The sequence below is a fragment of the Pseudomonas sp. C9 genome (assembly GCF_002000165.1).
Lineage (GTDB): Bacteria > Pseudomonadota > Gammaproteobacteria > Pseudomonadales > Pseudomonadaceae > Aquipseudomonas.
This window is the reverse complement of sequence record NZ_MPAK01000001.1, coordinates 983282-1008407: the sequence shown is the minus strand read 5'-3', so window position 1 is coordinate 1008407 and position 25126 is coordinate 983282. Positions and strand designations below refer to the sequence as shown.

Genomic DNA, 25126 nt, shown 5'->3' with positions numbered 1-25126 from the left:
ATGAAGTGCTTCATGGCTTGCTTTTATTCGTCCAGCTGCCTGTTCCGCCTCCCGCACCACCGGTTCCGCCGCCAGCCGCCCCTGTGCCGCCGCCTGCGCCAGAGCCCGAGCCGCTGGCCCCGCCATTAGTACCGGTGCCGCTAACCGAGCCTGAGTTGTTGCCGGCCGAAGGCGCGCTGCGGGTGTAGTCGGGGGACAGGGTTGATCCGCGGGTGGCGCTGGGCCGTGTGTCCGCCGGATGGGGGCTGTCGTAGGGCGCTGCAAACGAGGCCGTCGCTGCGACGCATAACAACCCGGTCAGTAAGAGTGAAGTGAGTTTTGTGGTCATCATGGTCCGTCTCCCCAAGGTGAGTCGTTACCTGATGTTGGTCCGAAGGCGGGTCGATGGGTACCGGTTGGATGACGAGCGGTCGGTGGTCGCTATTCAATGTGGGAGCACTATCGAAGGCTGTATTCGGTCATTTTCTGTTCCAGATTGCTGCGCACCGTCGGCCACTCATCATCAATGATGCTAAACCGCACCGAGTTGCGCTTGCGTCCGTCCGGCATGATCCGTTCGTGGCGCACGATACCTTCCTGTTGCGCACCCAGCCGCAAAATGGCGTGACGTGATTTCTGGTTGTTTTCGTCGGTGGTGAACTGCACCCGCACACAGTCCAGCACGTCGAACGCATGGCGCAGCATCAGGTATTTGGCTTCGGTGTTGACGAAGGTTTTCTGCCAGCGGGCGCTGATCCAGCTGCTGCCGATTTCCAGCTTGCGGTTGAGGCGGTCGATTTTCCAGAAGCGCGTAGAGCCGATCACTTTGCCGGTTTCGTTGAGCACGATGACGAAAGGCAGGACGGTGCCGGCATCTCGACCATCGAGCGCCTTTTTCAGGTAGCCATCAATGGTGGTGGGCGAGGGCACGACGGTAACTGTCAGGTTCCATAATTCGCCGTCCTGCGCGGCATTGAGCAGGGCGGTGGCATCACTCAGTTGCAGGGGACGCAGGCTGATTCGGTGACCTTCCAGGGTGTCCATGTTCGAGGCTGTCTCGGAAAAGAATCGCAGGGGGCATTACAAGGGAGCCGCCGTCGATTGGCAAGTCCCGCTGCGACACCTTTAATCGACCGCCGGGTGTGCGAGGGCAACTGTTGCCACGCACTCCGGTCAGAACTGGATACCGTCAATCCGTAGCGAGTGTCGGACCATGAAAAACCTGAAAATCGCCACGTTCAATGTCAACGACCTGCGCGCGCGCCTTCCCAATTTACTGGAATGGCTGGAACGGGAAAAACCGGACATCGCCTGTTTGCAGGAACTGAAATCGGTGGACGCAGCCTTTCCTGCCGCCGAGCTTGAGGCGGCCGGATACGGTGCCATCTGGCAGGGTCAATCTTCATGGAACGGGGTGGCGATTCTGGCGCGAGATGCGCAACCGTTGGAGAGTCGGCGCGGTTTGCCAGGCGATGACACCGATACCCACAGTCGCTATCTGGAAGCGGCGGCGCATGGCGTGCTGGTGGGGTGCCTGTACTTGCCCAACGGCAACCCGCAACCGGGGCCGAAATTCGACTACAAACTGGCGTGGTTCGAACGGCTGATCGCCTACGCCAAACAACTGCAGGGCAGTGAACACCCGGTGGTGCTGGCCGGTGACTACAACGTGGTGCCCACCGATCTGGACATCTACAACACTCGGTCCTGGCTCAAGGATGCGCTGCTGCAACCGCAAAGCCGCGAGTGTTATCAACGTTTGCTGAATCAGGGCTGGACGGATTCCCTGCGACATCTGTATCCGCAGGACCGGCTCTACACCTTCTGGGATTATTTCCGGCAGCACTGGCAGACAAACTCCGGGCTGCGCATCGATCACCTGTTGCTGAACCCGGTGCTGAGCCCTTATTTGCAAGAGGCCGGTGTCGACGCCTGGGTGCGCAACGAGCCGCATGCCAGTGACCATGCGCCGACATGGATTCGTGTGAGTTCGCGCAAGTAACATTGATTTCGGCGGGGATAGTGATTGGCGAAATCAATTGTCAGTCGAAGCGCTTTATCCCTTATACATGGCGGCCATCGGCGGAGCGATCCGCGGCCCCATGCATAAGGACTGAGCAATGAGCGAGCCACGCCTGACCCACCTTGAGTTGTATTTGCAGCGCCTGGGCTTCGATGCGCCCCCGTCACCCACCCTGGAAACCCTGCGCCAGTTGCAGTTGCGCCACACCGGTGCCTTCGCGTTTGAAAACCTCACCACATTGTCGGGCGAACCGGTGCGGATAGACCTGCCGTCCATTGAACAGAAAGTCCTGTTCGACGGTCGCGGTGGCTACTGTTATGAGCTCAACCATGTATTCCTGGCTTTGCTTCAGGAGCTGGGCTTCGACGCCCGTGGCATCACCGGACGGGTTGTGATGGGGCAGCCCGAAGGCGCGTGGACCGCTCGCACTCACCGTTTGAGCCTGGTCACTCTGGACGGTGTGCGCTACATCACCGACGTCGGCTTTGGCGGCATGGTCCCCACGGCACCACTGATGCTCGACACCGAAGCCGGGCAACCCACCCCTCATGAGCCGTATCGCATTGAACAACATGCGGATGGCTACACCTTGCGCGCCAATGTCGGCGGCGAGTGGCGGGCGATGTACATCTTCGACCTGCAGCGCCAGGAAGACATCGATTACACCCTCGGCAACTGGTACGTCTCGACCCATCCCGAGTCTTCGTTTGCCAAACAACTGATGGTTGCCCGGACCGGGGAGGGCTGGCGCCGTACGCTCAACAACGGCAACTTTGCAATACATCGGATCGGTCACGAGAGTGCGCGGCGCCAAGTGACGGATGTGGATGAGTTGATCGAGCTGCTGGGCAGCGAGTTCGGAATTCTGGTACCTGAGAGCGCCCGGTTGAGGCAGGTGATCGAGCGTTTGATCGCGCCGAAGGAAGAGGTCTGACCGAGCCTGCGCAAGGCAGATCTGCCGATCTGCCTTGCGCACTAATGCTGATCTTGACTTGCCTTCATGATCCTATCCCCTATGGCCGAATCCCCGGCTCCATCACACGACGGATTTCGTTAAGGGCCTCTGCGAGTTTCTGTTCGAGGCTCTTGAGGTCGGTGGCCGTTACGCCTTTTTTGAGTTGGCCGGCAGTGGCGCCGCTGGGTTGATCGACCTTCGCGCCTTGTCCTTTGTCGCTGAGCAAGCTCTGGCGCAACGTGTTGTTGATGACTGTTTGATAACCAAACCCTTCGTTCTCCGCGAGCGAGCGAGCCGCCTCGATGACGGCATCATCCAGCATGATGGTAATGCGGGTCTTGCCTTTGCTGGAGGCAATGGCCCCGCGCTTGGCGTTACTGAAGTCGTATTCGTCTTTCATGGTCATGCATCCCTGTAGTGGCGACGCTCGTTTTTGGTGGCGACGCGTGCGGAAATAATTCGAACGAAATTCGGTTCGCGCCACGTGTAGGCAACCACCAGTAAACGACCTTTGGCATCCTGCCCCATGATGATCCAGCGCTGTTCGTCGTGATCGTGGTCTTGCAGCGTCAGGGCCCGCTCGTCATCGAACACCGGTTCGGTTTCCGCCAGGCTGATGCCCCTATGCTTGAGTTTGTTGGCCGCGTTCTTTGCCTTGTCATACTGAATGTCGAATGGCTTCATTATGCATACTTTATATGTATAAAAAAGAGGGCATCCGTGCCGGCGGTCGCCATGAACGAAAAAGATTAGCGGCAGAAGGGGCGTGTACCTGGAGGGATGTATTTCAAGGTTTTTTGTGCGGCCAGGTTCGTCACTCGACGAGCAAAATGGACACCTGTCCATAATCTGACTGATAAGTTGTATACAACTCTATAGACATTTGTCCTGTGTCTTGAATACAGTGTGCGCACAACAAAAACCAGGGAACCCCCCAACCATGAAAACGCCCCATGTTTCACACCAACGGCCCGAGGATGAAAATCTCGGGATCGGCGCGAATATGGCTTACGGCCTGCAACATGTTCTGACCATGTACGGAGGCATCGTCGCGGTGCCTTTGATCATCGGTCAGGCGGCCGGACTCTCGCCGGCGGACATCGGTTTGTTGATTGCAGCTTCATTGTTTGCGGGGGGCTTGGCGACATTACTGCAAACCCTCGGTTTACCGTTCTTTGGTTGTCAGTTGCCGCTGGTACAGGGCGTGTCGTTCTCGGGTGTCGCGACCATGGTGGCGATAGTCAGCAGTGGCGGGGAGGGCGGATTCCAGTCGATTCTCGGGGCGGTGATTGCCGCGTCGTTGATTGGTTTGCTGATCACGCCGGTGTTTTCGCGCATCACCAAGTTCTTCCCGCCGCTGGTCACGGGTATTGTGATCACGACCATCGGCCTGACGTTGATGCCGGTGGCTGCGCGTTGGGCCATGGGTGGCAATAGCCACGCGCCGGACTTCGGTAGCGTGGCGAACATTGGCCTGGCGGCGGTGACGCTGGTGCTGGTGTTGCTGCTAAGCAAGATCGGTAGCGCGACCATCTCCCGATTGTCGATTCTGCTGGCGATGGTCATCGGCACGGTCATCGCGGTGTTCCTCGGCATGGCGGACTTTTCGTCCGTCACCCAAGGTCCGATGTTCGGCTTCCCGACGCCGTTTCATTTCGGCATGCCGACCTTCCACTTCGCCGCCATCCTGTCGATGTGCATCGTGGTCATGGTGACCTTGGTGGAAACCTCGGCGGACATCCTCGCCGTCGGTGAAATCATTGGCACCAAAGTCGACTCCAAACGCCTGGGCAACGGTCTGCGCGCCGACATGCTGTCGAGCATGATTGCGCCGATCTTCGGTTCGTTCACCCAAAGTGCCTTCGCCCAGAACGTCGGGCTGGTGGCGGTGACCGGGATCAAGAGCCGCTACGTGGTCGCCACGGGTGGTTTGTTCCTGGTGATTCTCGGCTTGCTGCCGTTCATGGGCCGGGTCATCGCCGCTGTGCCGACGTCTGTTCTGGGCGGTGCAGGTATCGTGCTGTTCGGTACGGTGGCGGCCAGTGGTATCCGGACGCTGTCCAAGGTCGATTACCGCAACAACGTCAACCTGATCATCGTCGCTACCTCTATCGGTTTCGGCATGATCCCCATCGCTGCACCGAACTTCTACGACCATTTCCCTAGCTGGTTCGCGACCATCTTCCACTCGGGCATCAGCTCGTCGGCGATCATGGCCATCGTGCTGAACCTGACATTCAACCACCTCACGGCGGGTAACTCGGATCAGCAGTCGGTGTTCGCGGCCGGTACTGAGCGCGTGTTGCGTTATCAGGACCTGGCGGCGTTGCGCGAAGGGGATTATTTCAGCGAAGGCAAACTGCATGACTGCGACGGAAAAGAAATCCCGGTGGTGGAAACCGACCATGGGCATGGAGAGCCGCGAGCGCTGCATGCGAAAAGCAGTGAGCATGTCTGACAACATTCAAGGCATGGAAATATAAAAAAGGCGTCCTTCGGGACGCCTTTTTTTTGGCTGAATGTGTGGCTTGGGACAAGTCTGTTGAGATACCACGCTCGACCGCATGCGTCGGCAACGACTGTCGTCAAATGTTAAGCCGCTGACGTCAAATGAAAAGCGGTCGACTTTGGCGTGACGATACTGGTTTCGCACCGAAGTCCAACCGTGAAGCGAAACCCTTAAAAAAACATCGAGCCCGAGGCCTGCGTGCCTTGGCCGGGCTGACAGTTGCATCTCAGTAAAACAATTATAGAGAGCACCGAATGAAGTTCAGTTTTATAGATAACAGCAAGCCGAGCCGCCGACGCGTTCTGCGCGATGCCTTCACCCTCGCTTTGGCCGCTTCTCCGTTGGCGAGCCTGGCCAGGGCAGCCGACGAAACCAAGGCCGACGAAACCGCCGAAGAGGTGACCTTTGCCGCCGGCCCCCGGCCACTGGTGCAGTATCCGCAAAAACGCCCGTTGACCTTGGTGACCACACGCCCGCCGCACCTTGAGACGCCGTTTCCGGTCTTCAACGAAGGGCCCATCACGCCCAATGACGCGTTTTTCGTGCGTTACCACTTGGCCAATTTCCCTACCAGCATTGATCCAGACAGCTACCGCTTGACGATCAAGGGCTCGGTCAACACGCCGCTGTCACTTTCCCTGGCAGAGCTCAAGGCCCTTGCCGAGCCGGTAGAAGTGGTGGCCGTCAATCAGTGCTCAGGTAACAGCCGCGGCTTCTCGATGCCCCGCGTGTTTGGTGCTCAGTTGGGCAATGGTTCGATGGGGAATGCGCGCTGGGTGGGGGTGCCGCTCAAGGCGGTACTGGAAAAGGCGGGTGTGACAGCCGATGCCAGGCAAGTGACCTTCCGTGGGCTCGATAAGCCCGTGCTGCCAAGTACGCCGGAGTTCATCAAGGCGCTGGACATCAGCCATGCCATGGACGGCGAGCCCATGATTGCCTGGTCGATGAATGGCACCGATCTGCCATTCCTCAACGGTTACCCGATACGTCTGGTCGTACCCGGTTATTTCGGCACCTATTGGGTCAAGCACCTCAGTGAGATTGAAGTCGTCGACCATACCTATGAAGGTTTCTTCATGGCGAAAGGTTACCGCCTGCCGGACAACGATTGCTTCTGCATTGCCCCTGGCACCACAGCGGCAAAAACCCTGCCGATTTCCAAGTTGGCGGTGCGCAGTTTCATCACCAGCGTTAAACATGGCGATGTGTTGCCGCTGAAAAAAAGCGTGGTGCTCAAGGGTATTGCGTTCGACGGCGGTGTTGGCGTCAACAAGGTGGAAATCTCGATCGACGGCGGAAAAGTCTGGCGCGAAGCCGCGCTTGGGCAGGACCTTGGCCGTTTCTCCTTCCGTGAGTGGACGCTGCCGATCACCTTTACCAGCGCGGGTGCCACCCAGTTGATGGTGCGAGCCAGTAACAGTGCGGGCGAGACGCAGCCGCTGCAGGCCGACTGGAACCCGGCTGGCTACCGCCGCCACGTCGTAGAAACCAGCCACGTGACTGTCGCCTGAGGGGCTCGCATGAAACGCATGAAATACATGATGACTTTGCTCTGTGCGGCTCAGGTTTGTTTGGCTGGCTGGGCTAACGCAGCGCCACTATCGATCACCTTGCCGCCCGAAACGGCTGTGCTCAAACCCAGTGCGCTGCCTGGCTATCCGTTGGCCCAGCAGAAATGCTCCACCTGCCATTCGGCCGATTACATCAACTTCCAGCCTCCGGGCATGACGCTGGCGCAGTGGACCGCTGAGGCGGGCAAGATGCAGCACGTGTACGGGGCTCCGATCAGCGATCAGGATGTGAGCACTATCGGCGCCTACCTGGCGGTGACCTACGGGAGTGCCCAAACGAGCGATGCCGATGTGCAGGCTGCTTTGAATCCATCGGCGGGGCAGCCCCCGGCGGCGCCAGCAGCAAAAGTCGATGCCATGGCGTTGCTCCAGAGCAACGGTTGCCTGGCTTGCCACTCGATCGATCAAAAAGTCGTAGGGCCGGCCTATCATGCTGTAGCTGCCAAGTACGCCGGTGACCCGCAGGCACTGGTCAAGGTGGCATCCAGCATCCAGCACGGCGGTACCGGCAAATGGGGGAATATCCCGATGCCACCGTTCGCACAGATAAGTCCGGACAATCTGCAAACCCTGGCAACGTTCATACTGCAGCAGTAGGCTCGGTAGCCAGAAACGAAAAAACCCGCCAAATAGCGGGTTTTTTCGGAGCTTCAGAGATTTTGAAAACCTTCCCTGAAACGTTGTCTGGCTTCACGACCTGGACTCGAACAGAAAAATAAGCATTTGTTCTACAATGAAAATATTCTGTTTTTTAGTATATATATCCCTACGATTATCCTATCCAGCCCGTATTTTATTGGAGTTCTTTCGATATCCCTGGATCAGGAAAAAACATTCGAGTTTCCGCTCTTTTTGAGACAACGCGAGCATCTGAGTCATCTCGCTGCCAACCGCCGCCCAATGCTTTGAACGTGCCCACTGCAGCGCGAGCCGATTCAGTTTGTGCCTGGGCTCTGCCATCAGATGCCGCTAGGAGATGTTCATCGGCATCCAGCACTTCGATCAAGCTGACCACGCCTTTTTCATAGGCGGCAAACGATGTCGCTCTGGCTTTCGCATACGCCGACTCGCCCTGGGCGAGCTGGGTCGATTGTTGCTCGCGGTTGATCCGTGCCGAAACAGCGCTTTCCACATCTTCGCAGGCCCGCAGAACGGACTGGCGGTAAGCGGCCAAGGCTTCGGCTTCCTGGCCCTTTGCCAAATCAATCTGGGCGTTGATGCGGCCAAAATCGAACAGCCGCCAGCGTAATCCCAGTGCCGCCGAAGCCTGACTGGCGCCGTTGCTGAACAGGTTTGCGCTGGATACCGATGTAGCACTGCCGAGCAGCGCAGCCACAGACAGTTTGGGGTAGTACTCGGACATGGCTTCGCCGATGCGCGCGCTGGATGCCGCAAGACGGCGCTCCGCGACGATCAAGTCTGGACGCCGACGCAGCAGGTCGGCTGGAGCGCCCATGTCCGAGACGCCTGGCACCTCAGGGATGGGCGCCAGCTTAGTCAACTGCGCGCTGTAAGTGCCGGGCGCCTTGCCCAACATGACATCCAGCGCATTCATTGCCGTGTCAATGCCTGCTTGCAGTACCGGCACGGTGGCCTGCGCCTGGTTCAGCGCGCCTTGGGTCTGGTTCAACTGCAATTCAGCCGCCAGGCCTTTTGCGTAGAGGTGTTCGATGGTGGTGAGCAGTTGTTGTCGTGTGTCTACTTGCTGCCGGGCAATTTCCAGGCGTGCTTGAAGGCCACGGATGCTGATGTAAAGATCGGCTGTCTGCGCGACCACTGCCAGGCGTGTGGCAATCGCTCCAGCTTGCGAGGCCTGATAATCGGCGAAGGCGGCTTCTTTACCTCGGCGCAGCCCACCAAACACATCCAGCTCCCAGCCGGCATTCAAGTTCGCCTCATAGGCACTGCCGTAGCGATTATAGGAAGGGTCTGAATTCAGCGCTTGGCCCAACGGCGTCTCCAATGACTGACGGGCTCGGGCCGCTTGACCATTGACGGTAGCCGACGGCAGGAGGGCTGCGTTAGCTGCGCCCAAACCGGCGCGAGCCTGCTCGATCCTTGCGTTTGCCTGGGCTAAATCGAGGTTCTGTTCAAGTGCTCGATTTATCAGCTGACTGAGTATTGGGTCATTAAATGCGTTCCACCAAGCGGCGAGATCGTCATTTGCGGCGCCCAGTTGTCGTGCCTTGGACGTTTGCGCGGAGAAATGCTCGGGCAATTCCACACGGGGTTTTGAGTAGTCAGGGCCCACTGCGCAACCTGCAACCATACCCAAACACAGCAAAACGGCGAAACGAGGAGGAGGGTGCATGCGATACCTGCGAAAGGGTCGGTTTGTGACGATATTACAAACTGGTCACAAGTTGTCAACCACCTTTGGGATGAGTAAGCTGCTCGCATGAATCAGCCATCAGTTTCTTCGCCCAGCGCCCGTGGCCCAGCCGATCACGACATTCGAGACCAGATTGTCGCGGCGGCCAACGAACATTTCAGTCAATACGGTTATGGCAAAACAACGGTTTCTGACCTAGCCAAGGCCATCGGCTTTTCCAAGGCTTACATCTACAAATTCTTTGAATCCAAGCAGGCGATTGGTGAAGCAATCTGTACAAATTGCCTGACTGAAATCGTTGCGGCAGTGGAGCAAGCCATCAATGTAGACGGCATCTCGCCGACTGAACGTTTTCGGCGCCTGGTCAAAACCTTAATCGCTACAGGGGTGAGCCTGTTCTTTAACGACCGTAAACTCTACGACATCGCAGCGTTCGCCGCGTCGGAGCGATGGCCCTGCTCACAAGTCTATGACGCTCAGATCAAGAGCTTCGTGTTGCAAATCGTGCGTGAGGGGCGAGAGCTCGGTGAGTTTGAACGCAAGACTCCGCTGGACGAGACGGTAGAGGCGATTCATCTCGCTCTGCGGCCCTTCATCAATCCTCTGCTATTGCAGTACAACCTCGATTTTGTTGAAGAAGCCCCCTCGCTTATCTCCAATCTTGTTCTGCGCAGCCTGATGCCTTAAACCTCTGCTGACGGATGCGCTGCGCATCCGTATCAGCGTGTGCGCCTGAAAAAACTAGATATCGAGCCTCTTTGCTTTGCTCTGATCAAGTGGGCGATGTTCATTCGTCTCGGTAGTGACTATTGACATAAATGGTCACTTGAATAAGCATGGTGCATCCGCTACCGAGAGATCTTTATGATCCAGCGCCACCGCATGTCAGCCATTTTCATTGTCTTGTTGCCGTTTGCCCTAGCGGCCTGCAACGAGGCCACGCCTGCCGATCCTCGCCTTCAAGTGCCCTTGGTGCGTATCGGCGTGGTTCAACCCTCCGCGCCTGCGGCACGGGTATTCACCGGTATCGTCGCGGCCCGAGTTCAGAGCGATCTCGGTTTTCGGGTACCTGGGAAGGTCTTGGAGCGTTTGGTGGATGCTGGACAAAGTGTCAAGCGCGGGCAGTCACTTATGCGAATCGATGCCAACGACCTGACGCTGACCGCGCGGGCACAGCAGGAAGCGGTACTGGCCGCCATGGCCCGAGCTCGGCAGGCCTCCGATGACGAGCTTCGCTACCGTGATCTGGTGTCCGTCGGAGCGGTATCTGCTTCAGCTTACGCAGGGTTCAAAGCAGCTGCCGACTCGGCGAAAGCCCAACTCAACGCTGCCCAGGCCCAGGCTGATGTGGCGAAAAACGCGACCGGTTATTCGACGTTGCTGGCGGATGCTGACGGGGTGGTAGTGGATACCTTGGCGGAGCCGGGGCAGGTAGTTGGCGCAGGGCAGGTGGTGGTACGCGTTGCCCATTCAGGGCAGCGCGAGGCCGTGATCCAGTTACCCGAGACGTTACGTCCTGCGCTGGGCTCGGCGGCGACGGTTGAGTTATACGGCCAGCACCAGACTGCAGGTAGCGCGCGTTTACGCCAGTTGTCCGACTCTGCCGACCGACAGACCCGAACGTTTGAAGCGCGTTATGTGCTGGAGGGGGCGCTCTCCAACGCCACCCTGGGTTCGACGATCTCAGTGGTTATCGCTGACACGGATGTTGCTGATGCCAAGGAATTACAGGTGCCCATGGGGGCCCTCTACGACGCCGGTAAAGGCCCGGGGGTCTGGGTGGTGGGCGGGGAACCGGAGCAGGTGGCATGGCGCCCGATCAAGGTTCGCAGCCTGAATAATGAGGCCAGCGTGCGCGTGACGGGGGATCTGCAGGTGGGTGATCGAGTTGTCGCATTGGGTGCTCACTTGCTGAGCGAGGGAGAGAAGGTCAGGACTGAACTCGCCGATGCTCCGCAAAATTCAGTGGTTGAGGTAAGTCGATGAGCGGCTTCAATCTTTCGGCGCTGGCCGTACGCGAGCGCTCAATCACCCTGTTTTTGATCCTGCTGATTTCTGTGGGTGGGTTGTACGCCTTCTTCAAACTGGGGCGTGCGGAAGATCCCGCATTCACCATTAAACAAATGACGGTGGTCACTGCCTGGCCTGGGGCGACGGCCCAGGAGATGCAAGACCAGGTGGTAGAAAAGCTGGAAAAACGCATGCAGGAACTGCGTTGGTACGATCGAACCGAGACCTTTACCCGGCCCGGCTTGGCATTCACTACGGTGTACCTGCTCGACAGCACGCCCCCCTCAGCCGTCCAGGAGGAATTTTACCAGGCGCGCAAGAAAATCCTGGATGAGCAGAAGGGGTTGCCGTCTGGGGTGATCGGCCCGATGGTCAATGATGAGTATTCCGATGTCACCTTCGCGCTCTATGCGCTCAAGGCCAAGGGCGAGCCGCAACGTCTATTGGTGCGCGAAGCCGAGAGCTTGCGCCAGCGTCTGCTGCATGTGGCGGGTGTCAAGAAGGTCAACATCATCGGTGAACAGGCCGAGCGCATTTTTGTCGAGCTGTCCTACGAGCGTTTGGCGACACTGGGCATTTCCGCACGAGACATCTTCAGTGCGTTGAACACGCAAAACATGATAACCCCGGCAGGTTCGGTAGAAGCGAAGGGCCCACAGGTTTTCATCCGCCTGGATGGCGCGTTTGATGACCTGCAGAAGATTCGCAATACCCCACTGACGGTGCAAGGCAGAACCCTCAAGTTGTCCGATGTGGCTGAGGTCAAGCGTGGTTATGAGGACCCCGCGACGTTCCTGGTACGTAACAACGGCGAGCCGGCACTGTTGCTCGGCGTGGTCATGCGCGACGGCTGGAACGGCCTGGATTTGGGGAAGTCGCTGGACGCTGAGGCCACAGCGATCAACGAGCAGATGCCTTTGGGCATGAGCCTGACCAAGGTCACGGATCAGGCGGTGAATATTGGCGCCTCCGTCAACGAGTTCATGGTGAAGTTTTTTGCTGCCTTGGGCGTGGTGCTGCTGGTGTGTTTTCTCAGCATGGGCTGGCGTGTCGGCGTTGTGGTTGCCGCGGCGGTGCCGCTGACCCTGGCGGCCGTGTTCATTGTCATGGCGGCCACGGGCAAAGACTTTGATCGAATTACCCTGGGCTCGTTGATTCTGGCGCTGGGACTGCTGGTGGACGATGCAATCATTGCCATTGAAATGATGGTGGTGAAGATGGAGGAGGGCTACGACCGAATCAAGGCCTCCGCTTATGCCTGGAGCCACACGGCCGCGCCGATGTTGTCGGGAACGTTGGTGACAGCGATCGGCTTTATGCCCAACGGTTTTGCCAAGTCGACCGCTGGTGAGTACACCGCGAACATGTTTTGGATCGTTGGCATCGCGCTGATCACTTCCTGGGTGGTGGCCGTGGTGTTTACCCCTTACCTGGGCGTCAAACTGCTGCCGCAGATCAAGGTGCCTGAAGGCGGGCATACGGCGATTTACGGTACACCGAACTACCAGCGTTTCAGGCGCCTGCTGGGCAGTGTGATCCGCCGCAAAGGCCTGGTGGCGACATCCGTCGTGGGCTTGTTTGTTGTTGCGATTTTGGGCATGGGCGTGGTCAACAAGCAGTTCTTCCCCACGTCCGACCGACCTGAGGTGCTGGTTGAGGTGCAGATGCCTTACGGCACCTCTATCGAACAGACTGATGAGGCGGCGGCCAAGGTCGAGGCGTGGTTGGCTCAGCAGCCGGAGGCCAAGATCGTCACTGCTTACATTGGCCAGGGCGCGCCGCGCTTCTACTTGGCGATGGCCCCTGAACTACCCGATCCATCCTTCGCAAAAATCGTCGTCCTGACCGCGAATCAGCAAGAGCGTGAGGCGCTCAAGCTCCGCCTCAGACAAGCGGCGGCCGATGGCTTGGCGCCTGAAGCTCGGGTGCGGGTGACGCAGTTGGTATTTGGTCCTTATTCACCGTATCCGGTGGCCTTTCGGGTTATGGGCGCCGACCCCGCGGTGTTACGAGATATCGCCGCGCAGGTGCGTGCGGTCATGAGCGTCAGCCCCCTGATGAGGACCGTCAACACCGACTTGGGCGAGCGCGCACCGGCACTTCATCTCACGCTGGATCAGGATCGCCTGCAAGCATTCGGCTTGACCTCGAGCGATGTCGCGCAACAGCTGCAATTTCTGCTCACGGGGGTGCCTGTCACCGAGGTGCGTGAGGACATTCGTTCGGTTCAGGTGGTCGCTCGCTCGGCGGGAGAGACGCGTCTGGATCCATCGAAAATTGCCGCCTTCACGCTGACCGGCGCCCAAGGGCAGCGCGTGTCGCTGTCTCAGGTAGGGGCGGTGGATGTGCGCATGGAGGAGCCCATTCTGCGGCGTCGTGATCGTACGCCGACGATAACCGTGCGCGGTGACGTGGCTGAAGGTCTTCAGCCTCCCGATGTCTCCAACGCCTTGATAACGCAGTTGCAACCCATCATCGAAAAGCTGCCGGCGGGCTACCGCATTGAGTTTGCCGGCGCGATCGAGGAGTCGGGTAAAGCAAACAAGGCATTGCTGCCGTTGTTCCCGATCATGATCGCGCTGATGTTGCTGACCATCATCGTTCAGGTGCGCTCGATGTCGGCAATGATGATGGTGTTCGCCACCGCGCCTTTGGGCCTGATTGGTGTGGTGCCAATTCTGCTGCTGTTCCAGCAGCCGTTCGGGATCAACGCCTTGGTGGGATTGATTGCCTTGTCAGGGATTCTGATGCGCAACACGCTGATCCTCATTGGCCAGATTCACTCTAATAAGCAAGCCGGTCTGTCGCCTTATGACGCAGTGGTCGAAGCCACTGTGCAGCGCGCGAGGCCCGTGATTCTCACGGCGTTGGCGGCGATGCTGGCGTTCATTCCGCTGACCCATTCGGTGTTCTGGGGAACGCTGGCGTACACCCTGATTGGCGGTACGTTTGCCGGCACAGTGCTGACCCTGGTGTTCCTGCCAGCGATGTACGCCCTCTGGTTCAAGATCAAGCCTGAGCCCGCGCATGAGCTTGCAGCGAACACTCACGTTGCTTGAGTACCGCTTGCCACCGATCACTGTGTGCTTTGGTCGTGCCGTAATGCCAGTCGAGGGCAACGCTTTCCAGGTGGCGGCCGTTGATGGGGCCTCCGTCTTGGCTTGGTTCTTGGCTTCTAGCTTCTATGGGGGGCAATGGCATCCGCCAGTATTCGCTTGACCTGCAAACGAAAAAAACCCGCCAGAAGGCGGGTTTTTCGGGGGGGCAGAGATTTTGAAAGCCTTCTCTGGAACCTTGTCTGGCTCCACGACCTGGACTCGAACCAGGGACCCAGTGATTAACAGTCACTTGCTCTACCAACTGAGCTATCGCGGAATGGCGCCTATGTTACTGATTCAAAAAGAGAAGTCAAGCGTCTGATAGCAACTTGACCGATTCGTCGGGACAGACGGCGGTTAATCGGTCGTGGGCGGTTACCAGAATCGTTTCAGGGGTCTACCATGGCCGCCCGGAAGTGGTCACACGCGCTGCCGGCCATTCGCCGAAAAGGTACGCGCCATGAACCATTCAATCCTTACACCTCTCAACAACGGGGTGTTCGCATGAGCATCGCTCAGATCAGCTTGCCCAAAGGGGTTGGCCCGCACGCCGAAAAACTGTTCGACGCAATCACTCAGGCCAGCAACGCCGAGGAGTTGAACCGTGCTGGCGGCAAGGCCGAAGGGTTTGTTCTGGGGCTTGAAAGCACCAAGGCCATCAAGAGTCAGGTGGCGGAATCGCTCTACGTCGCCTATGACGACGCCGCCAGTCAGCGTGCCACCGAACTGGCTTAACCGCCGAAGGTAAGGGTGCCGAGCATCAGTTTGGCATAGAGCATCGTGGCGCCCAGTTGCACCAGCCACAAGGCCAGGCCGCCAAGAAATACGCCCGCTGCGACTTGCAGCACCAGGTTGTTGCCGCGTTTGGCTGGGGTGCGAGGCACGAAGTGGTCCAGCTCATCGCGGTCAGCGCGTAGGTCATCGTTTTTCATGGGGTTCTCGCAAGAATTCTCGTGTTTACTCATAACTTGTGGGAGCCGGGCTTGCCCGCGATAGCGGTCGATCAGCCAACATCAATGTTGAATATGATGGCCTCATCGCGGGTAAGCCCGGCTCCCACAATGGGATGGTGTGCAGTCTAGAGGGCTTGGCCGTCGGGTCGAGAGATATCTGCAACCCATAAAAAAACGGGAAGCCATAAGGCTTCCCGTTTTCAATCACGCGACGACTCAGATCACCTGAACGATGGCCTTGGTCACCACGTCGATATTGCTCTGGTTCAACGCAGCCACACAGATGCGGCCGGTGTCCAGGGCGTAGATGCCGAACTCGGTGCGCAGGCGGGTGACTTGCTCAACCGTCAGGCCGGAGTAAGAGAACATGCCACGCTGGCGGCCCACAAAGCTGAAATCGCGCTGAGGCGCGTTTTTTGCCAGGGTGTCGACCATCTGGATGCGCATGCCGCGAATCCGCAGGCGCATTTCAGCCAGTTCTTCTTCCCACTGGGCGCGCAATACCGGGCTGTTCAGCACAGCGGCGACGATGCTTGCACCGTGGGTTGGCGGGTTGGAGTAGTTGGTACGGATGACGCGTTTGACTTGCGACAGTACGCGCGCGCTTTCTTCTTTGGACTCGCTGACGATCGACAGCGCACCAACGCGCTCGCCGTACAGCGAGAACGATTTGGAGAACGAGCTGGATACGAAGAACGTCAGACCCGATTCGGCGAACAGGCGCACAGCGGCGGCGTCTTCGTCGATGCCATCGCCGAAACCTTGATAGGCCATGTCGAGGAACGGTACGTGACCCTTGGCTTTGACGACTTGCAGCACGTTGTTCCAGTCGGCAGGGCTCAGGTCCACGCCGGTCGGGTTGTGGCAGCAGGCGTGCAGCACAACGATCGAGCCGTTTGGCAGGGCGTTCAGGTCTTCCAGCAGGCCGGCACGATTAACGTCGTGGGTCGCGGCATCGTAGTAGCGGTAGTTCTGTACCGGGAAGCCGGCGGTCTCGAACAGTGCGCGGTGGTTTTCCCAGCTTGGGTCGCTGATTGCCACAACGGCGTTCGGCAGCAGTTTCTTGAGGAAGTCGGCACCGATTTTCAGTGCGCCAGTGCCGCCCACCGCTTGGGTGGTGATGACGCGGCCAGCGGCGATCAGTGGCGAGTCGTTGCCGAACAGCAGTTTCTGCACTGCCTGGTCGTAGGCAGCGATACCGTCGATTGGCAGGTAGCCGCGGGAAGCGTGTTGAGCGGCGCGAATCGTCTCGGCTTCGACAACGGCGCGCAGGAGTGGAATTCGCCCCTCCTCGTTGCAGTAAACACCGACCCCCAGGTTGACCTTGTTGGTACGGGTATCGGCGTTGAATGCTTCGTTGAGGCCCAGGATTGGATCGCGTGGTGCCATTTCGACAGCGGAGAACAGGCTCATTTTTGCGGCGGCTCTGAATGGAGAATGGAGGGACGTGTCGCGCTCCAGCCGAATGCACTAGAGCGGTGCACAAACGGGGAGCTAGTATAGAGGCCATCTGCGATCGATGGCGACAGACGATTGGGCTTTTCCGTTAAGTTTTTCCGATTATTTTCCGACCGTTAGTCGAATGCTGACGTCAAACGATTCGCCGGATGTAGGACGTTTGCCTTGAAAGAGCAGGCAATCGACTCCACATTGAGCACAATCCAGTTTTTTCCTCGGGCGGTTTTAGCCGTTTGCGGTCTTTTTCGTTGCTGTCCCATTTGACCGGGCAGGCGCGAATCCAGGGGTATTGAATGTCTGAATTCCAGCTAGTCACCCGCTTCGAGCCCGCCGGCGATCAGCCAGAAGCCATCCGCCTGATGGTCGAGGGCATCGAAGCCGGGCTGGCGCACCAGACGTTGCTCGGTGTGACCGGCTCCGGCAAGACCTTCAGTATCGCCAACGTGATTGCACAAGTGCAGCGTCCGACCCTGGTGCTGGCGCCGAACAAGACCCTGGCCGCGCAGTTGTACGGCGAGTTCAAGGCGTTCTTCCCGAACAACGCGGTGGAGTACTTCGTTTCCTACTACGACTACTACCAGCCCGAAGCCTACGTGCCGTCGTCCGATACCTTCATTGAGAAAGACGCCTCGATCAACGACCACATCGAGCAGATGCGCCTGTCCGCAACCAAGGCGTTGCTGGAGCGCAAAGACGCGATCATCGTCACCACCGTGTCGTGCATCTACGGCCTGGGTAGCCCGGAGACCTATCTGAAGATGGTGTTGCACGTGGATCGCGGCGACAAACTCGATCAGCGTGCGCTGCTGCGTCGCCTGGCGGACCTGCAATACACCCGCAACGACATGGACTTCGCTCGTGCGACTTTTCGGGTGCGTGGCGATGTGATTGATATCCACCCGGCGGAATCCGATTTCGAAGCGATCCGCATCGAACTGTTCGATGACGAGGTCGAGAGCCTGTCGGCGTTCGATCCGCTGACCGGCGAAGTGATCCGCAAGCTGCCACGCTTTACCTTCTATCCGAAAAGCCACTACGTGACGCCGCGTGAAACCCTGCTGGGCGCCGTCGAAGGGATCAAGGTCGAGTTGCAGGAACGCCTCGATTATCTGCGCACCAACAACAAACTGGTTGAGGCCCAGCGTCTGGAGCAACGCACCCGCTTCGACTTGGAGATGATCCTCGAACTGGGCTACTGCAACGGGATCGAAAACTACTCGCGCTACCTGTCCGGCCGTGAGTCCGGCCAGGCGCCGCCGACGTTGTTCGACTACCTGCCGGCTGACGCCTTGCTGGTGATCGACGAATCCCACGTCAGCGTGCCGCAGGTTGGCGCCATGTATAAGGGCGACCGCTCGCGTAAAGAGACGTTGGTGGAATACGGTTTCCGCCTGCCGTCGGCGCTGGATAACCGGCCGATGCGTTTCGACGAGTTCGAAAGCATCAGCCCGCAGACGATTTTCGTCTCGGCGACGCCGGGCAATTACGAAGCGGAGCATGCCGGCCGCGTCGTCGAGCAGTTGGTGCGTCCGACGGGGCTGGTTGATCCGCAAATCGAAATCCGCCCGGCGCTGACCCAGGTCGACGACCTGCTTTCGGAAATCACCAAGCGCGTTGCGCTCGAAGAGCGGGTTCTGGTCACGACCCTGACCAAACGCATGTCCGAAGACTTGACCGATTACCTGGCCGACCACGGCGTTCGCGTGCGTTATCTGCACTCTGACATCGACACGGTAGAGCGGGTCGAAATTATTCGTGATCTGCGCTTGGGCACCTTTGATGTGCTGGTGGGGATCAACCTGCTGCGTGAAGGCCTGGACATGCCGGAAGTGTCGCTGGTAGCGATTCTCGATGCGGACAAGGAGGGCTTCCTGCGCTCCGAGCGCTCGCTGATCCAGACCATCGGCCGGGCGGCACGTAACCTCAACGGCCGGGCGATTTTGTACGCCGACCGCATCACTGGCTCTATGGAGCGGGCGATTGGCGAAACCGAGCGGCGGCGCGACAAGCAGATCGCCTTCAACCTGGCCAACGGCATCACGCCCAAGGGCGTGTTCAAGGACGTCGCCGATATCATGGAAGGCGCCACCGTGCCGGGTTCGCGCAGCAAGAAGCGCAAGGGCATGGCCAAGGCTGCCGAGGAAAGCGCCAAGTACGAAGCGGAATTGCGCTCGCCGGGCGAGGTTGCCAAGCGTATCAAAGCCCTGGAAGAGAAGATGTATCAGCTCGCGCGTGACCTGGAGTTTGAAGCGGCGGCGCAGATGCGTGATGAGATTGGCAAGTTGCGGGAGCGGTTGATTACTGTCTGAGATTTGCGGTGCCTGTCAGGCCTCCATCGCGAGCAAGCTCGGCTCCTACATGTAGGAGCCGAGCTTGCTCGCGATAGGGGCGTACTCGGTCTTAGTGTGCTTCCCCAGCCTTAATCCCCTCTGGCAATTTCTTGGTCAACAAGATCGCCAGCATGCTCACCCCCAGCGCAATCCCGACAAAGTGAAACGCATCGTTGTAGGCCATGATCGACGCCTGTTGGTGCGCAATCTCGCTGATTTTCGCCAGTGCCGCCGTCTCATTGCCTAGCCTGTCCGCCATCGACGACAGCCGCTCGGCCACCTGCGCATTGCTCGGCACAATGGCTTCGCGCAAATAATCAAAATACGTCTTGGTTCGCGCATCCAGCAGGGTGGCGAGGAGGGCGATGCCAATCGCGCCGCCGAGATTGCGCAGGATGTTGAACAGGCTCGACGCCGACCCCGCGTCCTGCGGCAAGATATACGCGGTGGCGATCAGCGAGATGGTGACCATGATCAGCGGCTGGCCCAGCGCGCGGATGATCTGGATCTGATTGAACTGTGGCCCGGCAAAGTCCGGGTTCAGCACTCCCGATGAAAAACTCGCCAGCCCGAACAACCCGAATCCCAGGGTGCACAGCCACTTTGGCGAAATGTACTTCATCAACTTGGGCACTAGCGGAATCAAAAACAGCTGCGGCACGCCCATCCACATGATCACTTCGCCGATCTGCAGGGCGTTGTAGTTCTGGATCTGCGCCAGATACAACGGCAACAGATAAATCGAGCCGTACAACCCGACCCCCATCCCCAGGCTGGAAATACTCGACAGGCCAAAGTTGCGATTGCGCAGGATGCCGAGGTTGATCAGCGGGTTGGGTTTGGAAAACTGCACGATCACAAAGGTGATCAGGCTGATCAGTGCGATGCTGCCCAGGGTTACGATCAGGTTCGATTCCAGCCAGTCCTTGCGATGGCCTTCCTCCAGAAACACCTGCAAACAACCGAGTCCGACGCCAAGGGTGAGAATGCCCATGTAATCGGTGCTTTTGAGCAGCTCCCAGTGCGCTTCCTTCTTTTCGAGGCCATACATCAGGCCGGCGATCATGATCAGGCCCGGCGGCACGTTGATGTAGAAGATGTATTCCCAGCCCCAATTCTCGGTCAGCCAGCCGCCCAGCGTCGGGCCGATGGAGGGCGCGAAGGTGGCGGTCATGGCGAACATGGCCATGCCCTTGGCGCGGTGATGTTCCGGAAGTTTGATCAGCGTCAGGGTGAACGCCAGCGGGATCAGCGCGCCGCCGGTAAAGCCTTGCATGGCGCGGAAGACGATCATGCTTTCCAGGCTCCACGCCATGGAACACAGCAGCGAGGAGGCGAGGAATCCCAGTGAAACCCACACCGCCAGTCGCCGCGCCGAGAGCAATTGCACCAGCCAGGCGGTCAGCGGAATCATGATGATTTCCGCCACCAGGTACGAGGTGGAAATCCACGAACCTTCCTCAAGGGTGGCCGACAGGGCGCCCTGAATGTCTTTGAGCGAGGAGTTGGTGATCTGGATGTCAAGTACGGCCATGAAGGCGCCGAGCATCACGCTCATGACTGCGATCCAGTCCCGCCGGGTCGGTTCGCCGACCGGGCGGATCAGTTGATCACCGGCCATCGCCAGGGGCGTCTTTGATGTTCACTTTGGCGGTGACAGACATGCCCGGGCGGATCTTCCCTTGCAGCGGATTGTCCGCGGCGAAGGTCAGTTTGACCGGAATCCGTTGGACGACTTTGGTGAAGTTGCCCGTGGCATTGTCCGGCGGCAACAGGCTGAACTGCGCGCCCGAAGCGGCGAACAGGCTGTCGACTCGCGCCTTGATCGGTGTGTCGCTGTAGGCGTCGAAAATCAGTTCGGCGCTCTGGCCAGGCACCATGTGGCCGATCTGGGTTTCCTTGAAGTTGGCTTGAATCCAGATGTCCTGGTCCGGGACGATCGACAGCAAATACGCGCCGGCCTGCACCACCTGGCCTTCGCGGGCAGCGCGCTGGCCGATCAGGCCGCTGATGGGTGCGTGGATTTCGCTGCGGGTCAGGTTCAGTTCGGCTTGCGCCAGGTCGGCCTTGGCGTTGGCGATCTGCGCGTCAAGACGTTTGATCTCAGCGGTCAGGGCGTTGACCTGCTGGCGTTGGCTCTGGGCGTCCGCCTGAGCCTTGACGACCTGCGAGCGCGCGATGTGGTTATCGGCGGACAGGGTGGTCACCCGTTCTTCGGAAATAAAACCGGGTTTGCGCAGGGTTTGGGCGCGAGTCAAATCGATGAGCGACCGGCCGAGGCTCGCCTGGCTGGACGCGACTTGCGCTTCACTGGCCGCGATCAGGCTCGATTGTTGGGTCAGCTTGCTTTGGGCTTGCAGGCGTTCGGCCTCGCGAGTGGCGAGGGCAGCGCTGGCACGGTCAACGGCGAGGTGGAAGTCGGCGCCTTCAAGCTTGACCAGCAACTGGCCTTTTTCGACATGCTGGTTGTCGTGTACCAAGACTTGGTCGATGCGCGCGCTCAACTGGCTTGAGACGCGGGTAATCTCGCCCTGGACATAGGCGTTATCGGTGCTTTCATAAAATCGCCCCTTGAAGAACCACTGGGCAAAGAAGGCCCCGGCAATCAGCAGGACGAGCAACAAGAAAATAAACAGGCGACGCTTGAGTTGGGCAGGCATGGGGCAGACTGTAGTCGAGAAATTGTAAGGAAAGTTATCAGCAGGTGAATCTGTCATACAGCCGACAAGCGGTAAATGCCATCGGTTGATATTCGGCCATTCACCACGCCATACGCGCTCTGTAGACGCAAACTTGGCTTAAATGCCCTGTTCACTGGAGCGGGGCGGGTATCGCCTGTTACCATTCGCCCTTTGTTTTATCTTCATTTCGAGACTTGCCATGACCACCGTCCGCACGCGCATCGCGCCATCGCCTACCGGGGACCCCCACGTAGGTACCGCTTACATCGCTTTGTTCAACTACTGCTTTGCCAAGCAGCATGGCGGTGAGTTCATCCTGCGGATTGAAGACACCGACCAGTTGCGTTCGACCCGCGAGTCCGAACAGCAGATTTTCGACGCCCTGCGCTGGTTGGGCATCGACTGGAGCGAAGGCCCGGACGTCGGTGGCCCGCACGGTCCCTACCGTCAGAGCGAGCGCGGCGATATCTACCAGAAGTATTGCCAGCAACTGGTTGAAATGGGTCATGCCTTCCCGTGCTTCTGCACCGCCGAAGAGCTGGACCAGATGCGCGCCGAGCAAATGGCACGCGGCGAAACCCCGCGTTACGACGGCCGTGCGCTGTTGCTGTCCAAGGAAGAAGTCGCCCGTCGCCTGGCGGCAGGCGAGCCGCACGTCATCCGCATGAAAGTGCCGAGCGAAGGCGTGTGCGTGGTGCCGGACATGCTGCGTGGCGATGTCGAGATCCCGTGGGATCGCATGGACATGCAAGTGCTGATGAAGACCGACGGCCTGCCGACGTACTTCCTGGCCAACGTGGTCGACGACCACCTGATGGGTATCACCCACGTGCTGCGCGGCGAAGAATGGCTCCCGTCGGCGCCGAAACTGATCCTGCTTTACGAGTACTTCGGCTGGGAACAACCGGAGTTGTGCTACATGCCGCTGTTGCGTAACCCGGACAAGAGCAAGCTGTCCAAGCGCAAGAACCCGACCTCGGTGACGTTCTACGAGCGCATGGGCTTCATGCCGGAAGCGATGCTCAACTATCTGGGCCGCATGGGTTGGTCGATGCCGGACGAGCGCGAGAAGTTCTCGCTGCAGGAAATGGTCGACAACTTCGACTTGAGCCGAGTCTCGCTGGGCGGGCCGATTTTCGACATCGAGAAGCTGTCCTGGCTCAACGGCCAATGGCTGCGTGATCTGCCGGTGGAAGAGTTCGCCTCGCGCCTGCAGACCTGGGCGCTGAACCCGGAATACATGATGAAGATCGCGCCGCACGTTCAGGGCCGCGTTGAAACCTTCAGCCAGGTGGCTCCGCTCGCCGGTTTCTTCTTTGCCGGCGGCGTGAATCCGGATGCCAAATTGTTCGAATCCAAGAAGCTTTCGGGCGATCAGGTGCGTCAGTTGATGCAGTTGATCCTGTGGAAGCTGGAAAGCCTGCGTCAGTGGGAAAAGGACAGCATCACCGCGACGATTCAGGCAGTGGTCGAATCGCTGGAATTGAAGCTGCGTGACGCCATGCCGCTGATGTTTGCCGCGATCACTGGCCAGGCCAGCTCGGTGTCGGTGCTGGATGCGATGGAAATCCTCGGTCCGGACCTGACCCGTTTCCGTCTGCGCCAGGCAATTGACTTGTTGGGCGGCGTGTCGAAGAAAGAAAACAAGGAATGGGAAAAACTCTTGGGCAACATCGCCTGATCCACTCCGTTCCCGTGTAGCAGCTGCCGAAGGCTGCGTTGGGCTGCGCAGCGGCCCTTTGTGGCCGCTACACATTCTGTCTGAAAGGGCAGGGTGGCCGAATCGCGAGTGCTGCGCACTCGAACGCAGCCTGCGGCAGCTGCTACAGGGACGGATCTGGCCTCGGATTTACGGGGTTCGGCGGTAAGTGATTGTTATGTCGGCAAAAAACTTTGAAATATTTTAAAAATAAGTTTGACAGCTTTTCGATCCGCCATTAAGATTCGCCCCGTCCTCAGCGATGAGGGGCTATAGCTCAGCTGGGAGAGCGCTTGCATGGCATGCAAGAGGTCGACGGTTCGATCCCGTCTAGCTCCACCAATTTACACTTCAAGGTCTGGCCACACCGGCCTTGAAGCGATCAACACTCAGCGTTGATCTGTTGTATAGAAGGGTTTGCGTCCCCTTCGTCTAGTGGCCTAGGACACCGCCCTTTCACGGCGGTAACAGGGGTTCGAGTCCCCTAGGGGACGCCAGTTTTACAGAAGCAGTGTCGCAAGATGCTGCTCCGCCGCCAGGCGATAAATCGGGGCTATAGCTCAGCTGGGAGAGCGCTTGCATGGCATGCAAGAGGTCAACGGTTCGATCCCGTTTAGCTCCACCAATTTTACAGTTCAAGGTCTGGCCACGCAGACTTTGAATCGATCAGCTCTCAGCACTGATCAGTTGTATAGAAGGTTTTGCGTCCCCTTCGTCTAGTGGCCTAGGACACCGCCCTTTCACGGCGGTAACAGGGGTTCGAGTCCCCTAGGGGACGCCACGATTACCCGCTCTGCGGGATTTTATAAGGGTCATTCAATTATTGAATGGCCCTTTTGTTTGTCTGGCGTTTGGCCAAATCCCCCTAATTCTTTCAAACTGTTCTTCAGACCAGCGGTCACATCCACGACTTGCGTAAAATTATTATGAGAATAATATTCTAGTCGTAATATTCGGAGGCAACGATGAACGATAAAAAAGCACAAACCCGCGAACGCATCATCAAGGCTGCCAGTGCAGCGCTGATCCAGCGCGGCCCGGCAGAGCCGAGCGTGGGCGAAGTCATGGGCGCAGCCGGCCTGACCGTCGGCGGCTTCTACGCCCACTTCGAAAGCAAGGACGCCATGATGCTGGAGGCCTTCAAGCAATTGCTGGGTCACCGTCGTGACCTGATTGCTGACATGGACGCCCAGTTGACTGGCGAAGAGCGTCGCGCGTTGGTGGCGGCTTTTTACCTGTCACGCAAACACCGTGATTCCTCCGAGTCGGCGTGCCCGATTCCGGCTTCTGTTGGTGAACTGGGGCGGCTGCCGGACGCGTTTCGTGTCGCACTCAATGAGCATGTGGAAATGATGGTCGCGCAGTTGGCGGCCAGCCCGGAAGACACCGACAAGGCCCTGGCTGACATGGCGTTGATGGTGGGTGGTCTGGCTCTGGCGCGGGCGCTGGGGCCGGGAGAGTTGTCCGATCGATTACTGCGCGCCGCCAAATCTGCGGTGCAGTGACCTGAAGGCTGCGGCCTGGGGAG

At 58.7% G+C, this 25126-nt stretch carries 21 protein-coding genes and 5 tRNA genes; 16 read left to right on the top strand and 10 right to left on the bottom strand.

The window, feature by feature from the left end:
- Positions 1 to 10: 10 nt before the first annotated feature.
- Positions 11 to 331, bottom strand: coding sequence for a hypothetical protein (locus tag BMS17_RS30590; RefSeq protein ID WP_077430553.1), 321 nt, complete (start codon positions 329 to 331; stop codon positions 11 to 13).
- Positions 332 to 438: 107 nt separating this feature from the next.
- Complete coding sequence (locus BMS17_RS04820; protein WP_046026929.1) at positions 439 to 1023, bottom strand: GNAT family N-acetyltransferase; 585 nt, start codon at positions 1021 to 1023, stop codon at positions 439 to 441.
- A gap of 169 nt (positions 1024 to 1192) precedes the next feature.
- On the opposite strand from BMS17_RS04820, the gene xth reads away from it, so the two are divergent.
- Both xth and BMS17_RS04810 read left to right on the top strand, forming a co-directional pair.
- Positions 1193 to 1981, top strand: a complete 789-nt coding sequence (xth, locus tag BMS17_RS04815; protein ID WP_077430552.1) for an exodeoxyribonuclease III — start codon at positions 1193 to 1195, stop codon at positions 1979 to 1981.
- Positions 1982 to 2099: 118 nt separating this feature from the next.
- A complete protein-coding gene (locus tag BMS17_RS04810; protein ID WP_046026927.1) occupies positions 2100 to 2936 on the top strand; it encodes an arylamine N-acetyltransferase in 837 nt (278 codons plus the stop codon).
- Positions 2937 to 3015: 79 nt separating this feature from the next.
- Here BMS17_RS04810 and BMS17_RS04805 read toward each other — a convergent pair whose 3' ends face one another.
- Positions 3016 to 3357 (bottom strand): BrnA antitoxin family protein, encoded by a 342-nt coding sequence (locus tag BMS17_RS04805; protein WP_046026926.1) that lies wholly within the window; start codon positions 3355 to 3357, stop codon positions 3016 to 3018.
- 2 nt (positions 3358 to 3359) lie between these two features.
- Positions 3360 to 3641 (bottom strand): BrnT family toxin, encoded by a 282-nt coding sequence (locus tag BMS17_RS04800; protein WP_046026925.1) that lies wholly within the window; start codon positions 3639 to 3641, stop codon positions 3360 to 3362.
- A gap of 256 nt (positions 3642 to 3897) precedes the next feature.
- Between BMS17_RS04800 and BMS17_RS04795 the strand changes: the two genes are divergently transcribed.
- The 3 genes from BMS17_RS04795 (at position 3898) to BMS17_RS04785 (ending at position 7634) form a co-directional block, all read left to right on the top strand.
- Entirely contained in the window at positions 3898 to 5415 is a 1518-nt protein-coding gene (locus tag BMS17_RS04795; protein WP_077430551.1) for a nucleobase:cation symporter-2 family protein, read from the top strand.
- A gap of 305 nt (positions 5416 to 5720) precedes the next feature.
- Positions 5721 to 6977 carry a molybdopterin-dependent oxidoreductase gene (locus BMS17_RS04790; protein ID WP_077430550.1) on the top strand — a complete coding sequence of 419 codons (1257 nt, stop codon included), beginning with the start codon at positions 5721 to 5723 and terminating at the stop codon, positions 6975 to 6977.
- A 9-nt stretch (positions 6978 to 6986) separates the two neighbouring features.
- A complete protein-coding gene (locus BMS17_RS04785; RefSeq protein WP_077430549.1) occupies positions 6987 to 7634 on the top strand; it encodes a c-type cytochrome in 648 nt (215 codons plus the stop codon).
- A 196-nt stretch (positions 7635 to 7830) separates the two neighbouring features.
- On the opposite strand, the gene BMS17_RS04780 is transcribed toward BMS17_RS04785, so the two are convergent.
- Positions 7831 to 9348: an efflux transporter outer membrane subunit gene (locus tag BMS17_RS04780; RefSeq protein ID WP_077430548.1), complete on the bottom strand. Its 1518-nt coding sequence runs from the start codon at positions 9346 to 9348 to the stop codon at positions 7831 to 7833.
- Between the two features lie 87 nt (positions 9349 to 9435).
- Between BMS17_RS04780 and BMS17_RS04775 the strand changes: the two genes are divergently transcribed.
- The 3 genes from BMS17_RS04775 to BMS17_RS04765 all read left to right on the top strand — a co-directional run bounded on the left by BMS17_RS04775 (position 9436) and on the right by BMS17_RS04765 (position 14438).
- Complete coding sequence (locus tag BMS17_RS04775; RefSeq protein ID WP_077430547.1) at positions 9436 to 10056, top strand: TetR/AcrR family transcriptional regulator; 621 nt, start codon at positions 9436 to 9438, stop codon at positions 10054 to 10056.
- Between the two features lie 177 nt (positions 10057 to 10233).
- Complete coding sequence (locus tag BMS17_RS04770; RefSeq protein ID WP_077430546.1) at positions 10234 to 11355, top strand: efflux RND transporter periplasmic adaptor subunit; 1122 nt, start codon at positions 10234 to 10236, stop codon at positions 11353 to 11355.
- The gene (locus BMS17_RS04765; RefSeq protein WP_077430545.1) at positions 11352 to 14438 is read left to right on the top strand and encodes an efflux RND transporter permease subunit; all 3087 of its coding nucleotides are present in this window, start codon (positions 11352 to 11354) and stop codon (positions 14436 to 14438) included. The genes BMS17_RS04770 and BMS17_RS04765 overlap by 4 nt, the downstream gene beginning before the upstream one ends.
- 240 nt (positions 14439 to 14678) lie before the next feature.
- Here the strand turns inward: BMS17_RS04765 and BMS17_RS04760 are convergent.
- Positions 14679 to 14754: transfer RNA gene (locus BMS17_RS04760), tRNA-Asn, on the bottom strand.
- Between the two features lie 227 nt (positions 14755 to 14981).
- Between BMS17_RS04760 and BMS17_RS04755 the strand changes: the two genes are divergently transcribed.
- Positions 14982 to 15212, top strand: a complete 231-nt coding sequence (locus tag BMS17_RS04755) for a hypothetical protein (protein ID WP_046027137.1) — start codon at positions 14982 to 14984, stop codon at positions 15210 to 15212.
- On the opposite strand, the gene BMS17_RS04750 is transcribed toward BMS17_RS04755, so the two are convergent.
- Together BMS17_RS04750 and BMS17_RS04745 are read right to left on the bottom strand one after the other, a co-directional pair.
- The gene (locus BMS17_RS04750; RefSeq protein ID WP_077430544.1) at positions 15209 to 15409 is read right to left on the bottom strand and encodes a hypothetical protein; all 201 of its coding nucleotides are present in this window, start codon (positions 15407 to 15409) and stop codon (positions 15209 to 15211) included. The genes BMS17_RS04755 and BMS17_RS04750 overlap by 4 nt on opposite strands.
- 237 nt (positions 15410 to 15646) lie before the next feature.
- Complete coding sequence (locus BMS17_RS04745) at positions 15647 to 16843, bottom strand: amino acid aminotransferase (protein ID WP_077430543.1); 1197 nt, start codon at positions 16841 to 16843, stop codon at positions 15647 to 15649.
- A 338-nt stretch (positions 16844 to 17181) separates the two neighbouring features.
- Between BMS17_RS04745 and uvrB the strand changes: the two genes are divergently transcribed.
- Entirely contained in the window at positions 17182 to 19197 is a 2016-nt protein-coding gene (gene uvrB, locus BMS17_RS04740) for an excinuclease ABC subunit UvrB (RefSeq protein WP_046026909.1), read from the top strand.
- A 91-nt stretch (positions 19198 to 19288) separates the two neighbouring features.
- On the opposite strand, the gene BMS17_RS04735 is transcribed toward uvrB, so the two are convergent.
- Entirely contained in the window at positions 19289 to 20839 is a 1551-nt protein-coding gene (locus BMS17_RS04735) for an MDR family MFS transporter (RefSeq protein ID WP_046026908.1), read from the bottom strand.
- Positions 20829 to 21878, bottom strand: coding sequence for an HlyD family secretion protein (locus tag BMS17_RS04730; protein WP_077430542.1), 1050 nt, complete (start codon positions 21876 to 21878; stop codon positions 20829 to 20831). Before BMS17_RS04730 ends, BMS17_RS04735 begins: the two co-directional genes overlap by 11 nt.
- A gap of 220 nt (positions 21879 to 22098) precedes the next feature.
- Between BMS17_RS04730 and gltX the strand changes: the two genes are divergently transcribed.
- The 6 genes from gltX (at position 22099) to BMS17_RS04700 (ending at position 25103) form a co-directional block, all read left to right on the top strand.
- On the top strand, positions 22099 to 23580 hold the full coding sequence (gene gltX / locus BMS17_RS04725; protein ID WP_008037650.1) for a glutamate--tRNA ligase: 1482 nt from the start codon (positions 22099 to 22101) through the stop codon (positions 23578 to 23580).
- A gap of 284 nt (positions 23581 to 23864) precedes the next feature.
- Positions 23865 to 23940, top strand: a tRNA-Ala gene (locus BMS17_RS04720).
- A gap of 79 nt (positions 23941 to 24019) precedes the next feature.
- Positions 24020 to 24095, top strand: a tRNA-Glu gene (locus BMS17_RS04715).
- A 52-nt stretch (positions 24096 to 24147) separates the two neighbouring features.
- Positions 24148 to 24223 (top strand) — tRNA-Ala (locus BMS17_RS04710).
- 80 nt (positions 24224 to 24303) lie between these two features.
- Positions 24304 to 24379 (top strand) — tRNA-Glu (locus BMS17_RS04705).
- A 184-nt stretch (positions 24380 to 24563) separates the two neighbouring features.
- Positions 24564 to 25103: a TetR/AcrR family transcriptional regulator gene (locus BMS17_RS04700; RefSeq protein ID WP_077430541.1), complete on the top strand. Its 540-nt coding sequence runs from the start codon at positions 24564 to 24566 to the stop codon at positions 25101 to 25103.
- The last annotated feature ends 23 nt before the right edge of the window (positions 25104 to 25126 follow it).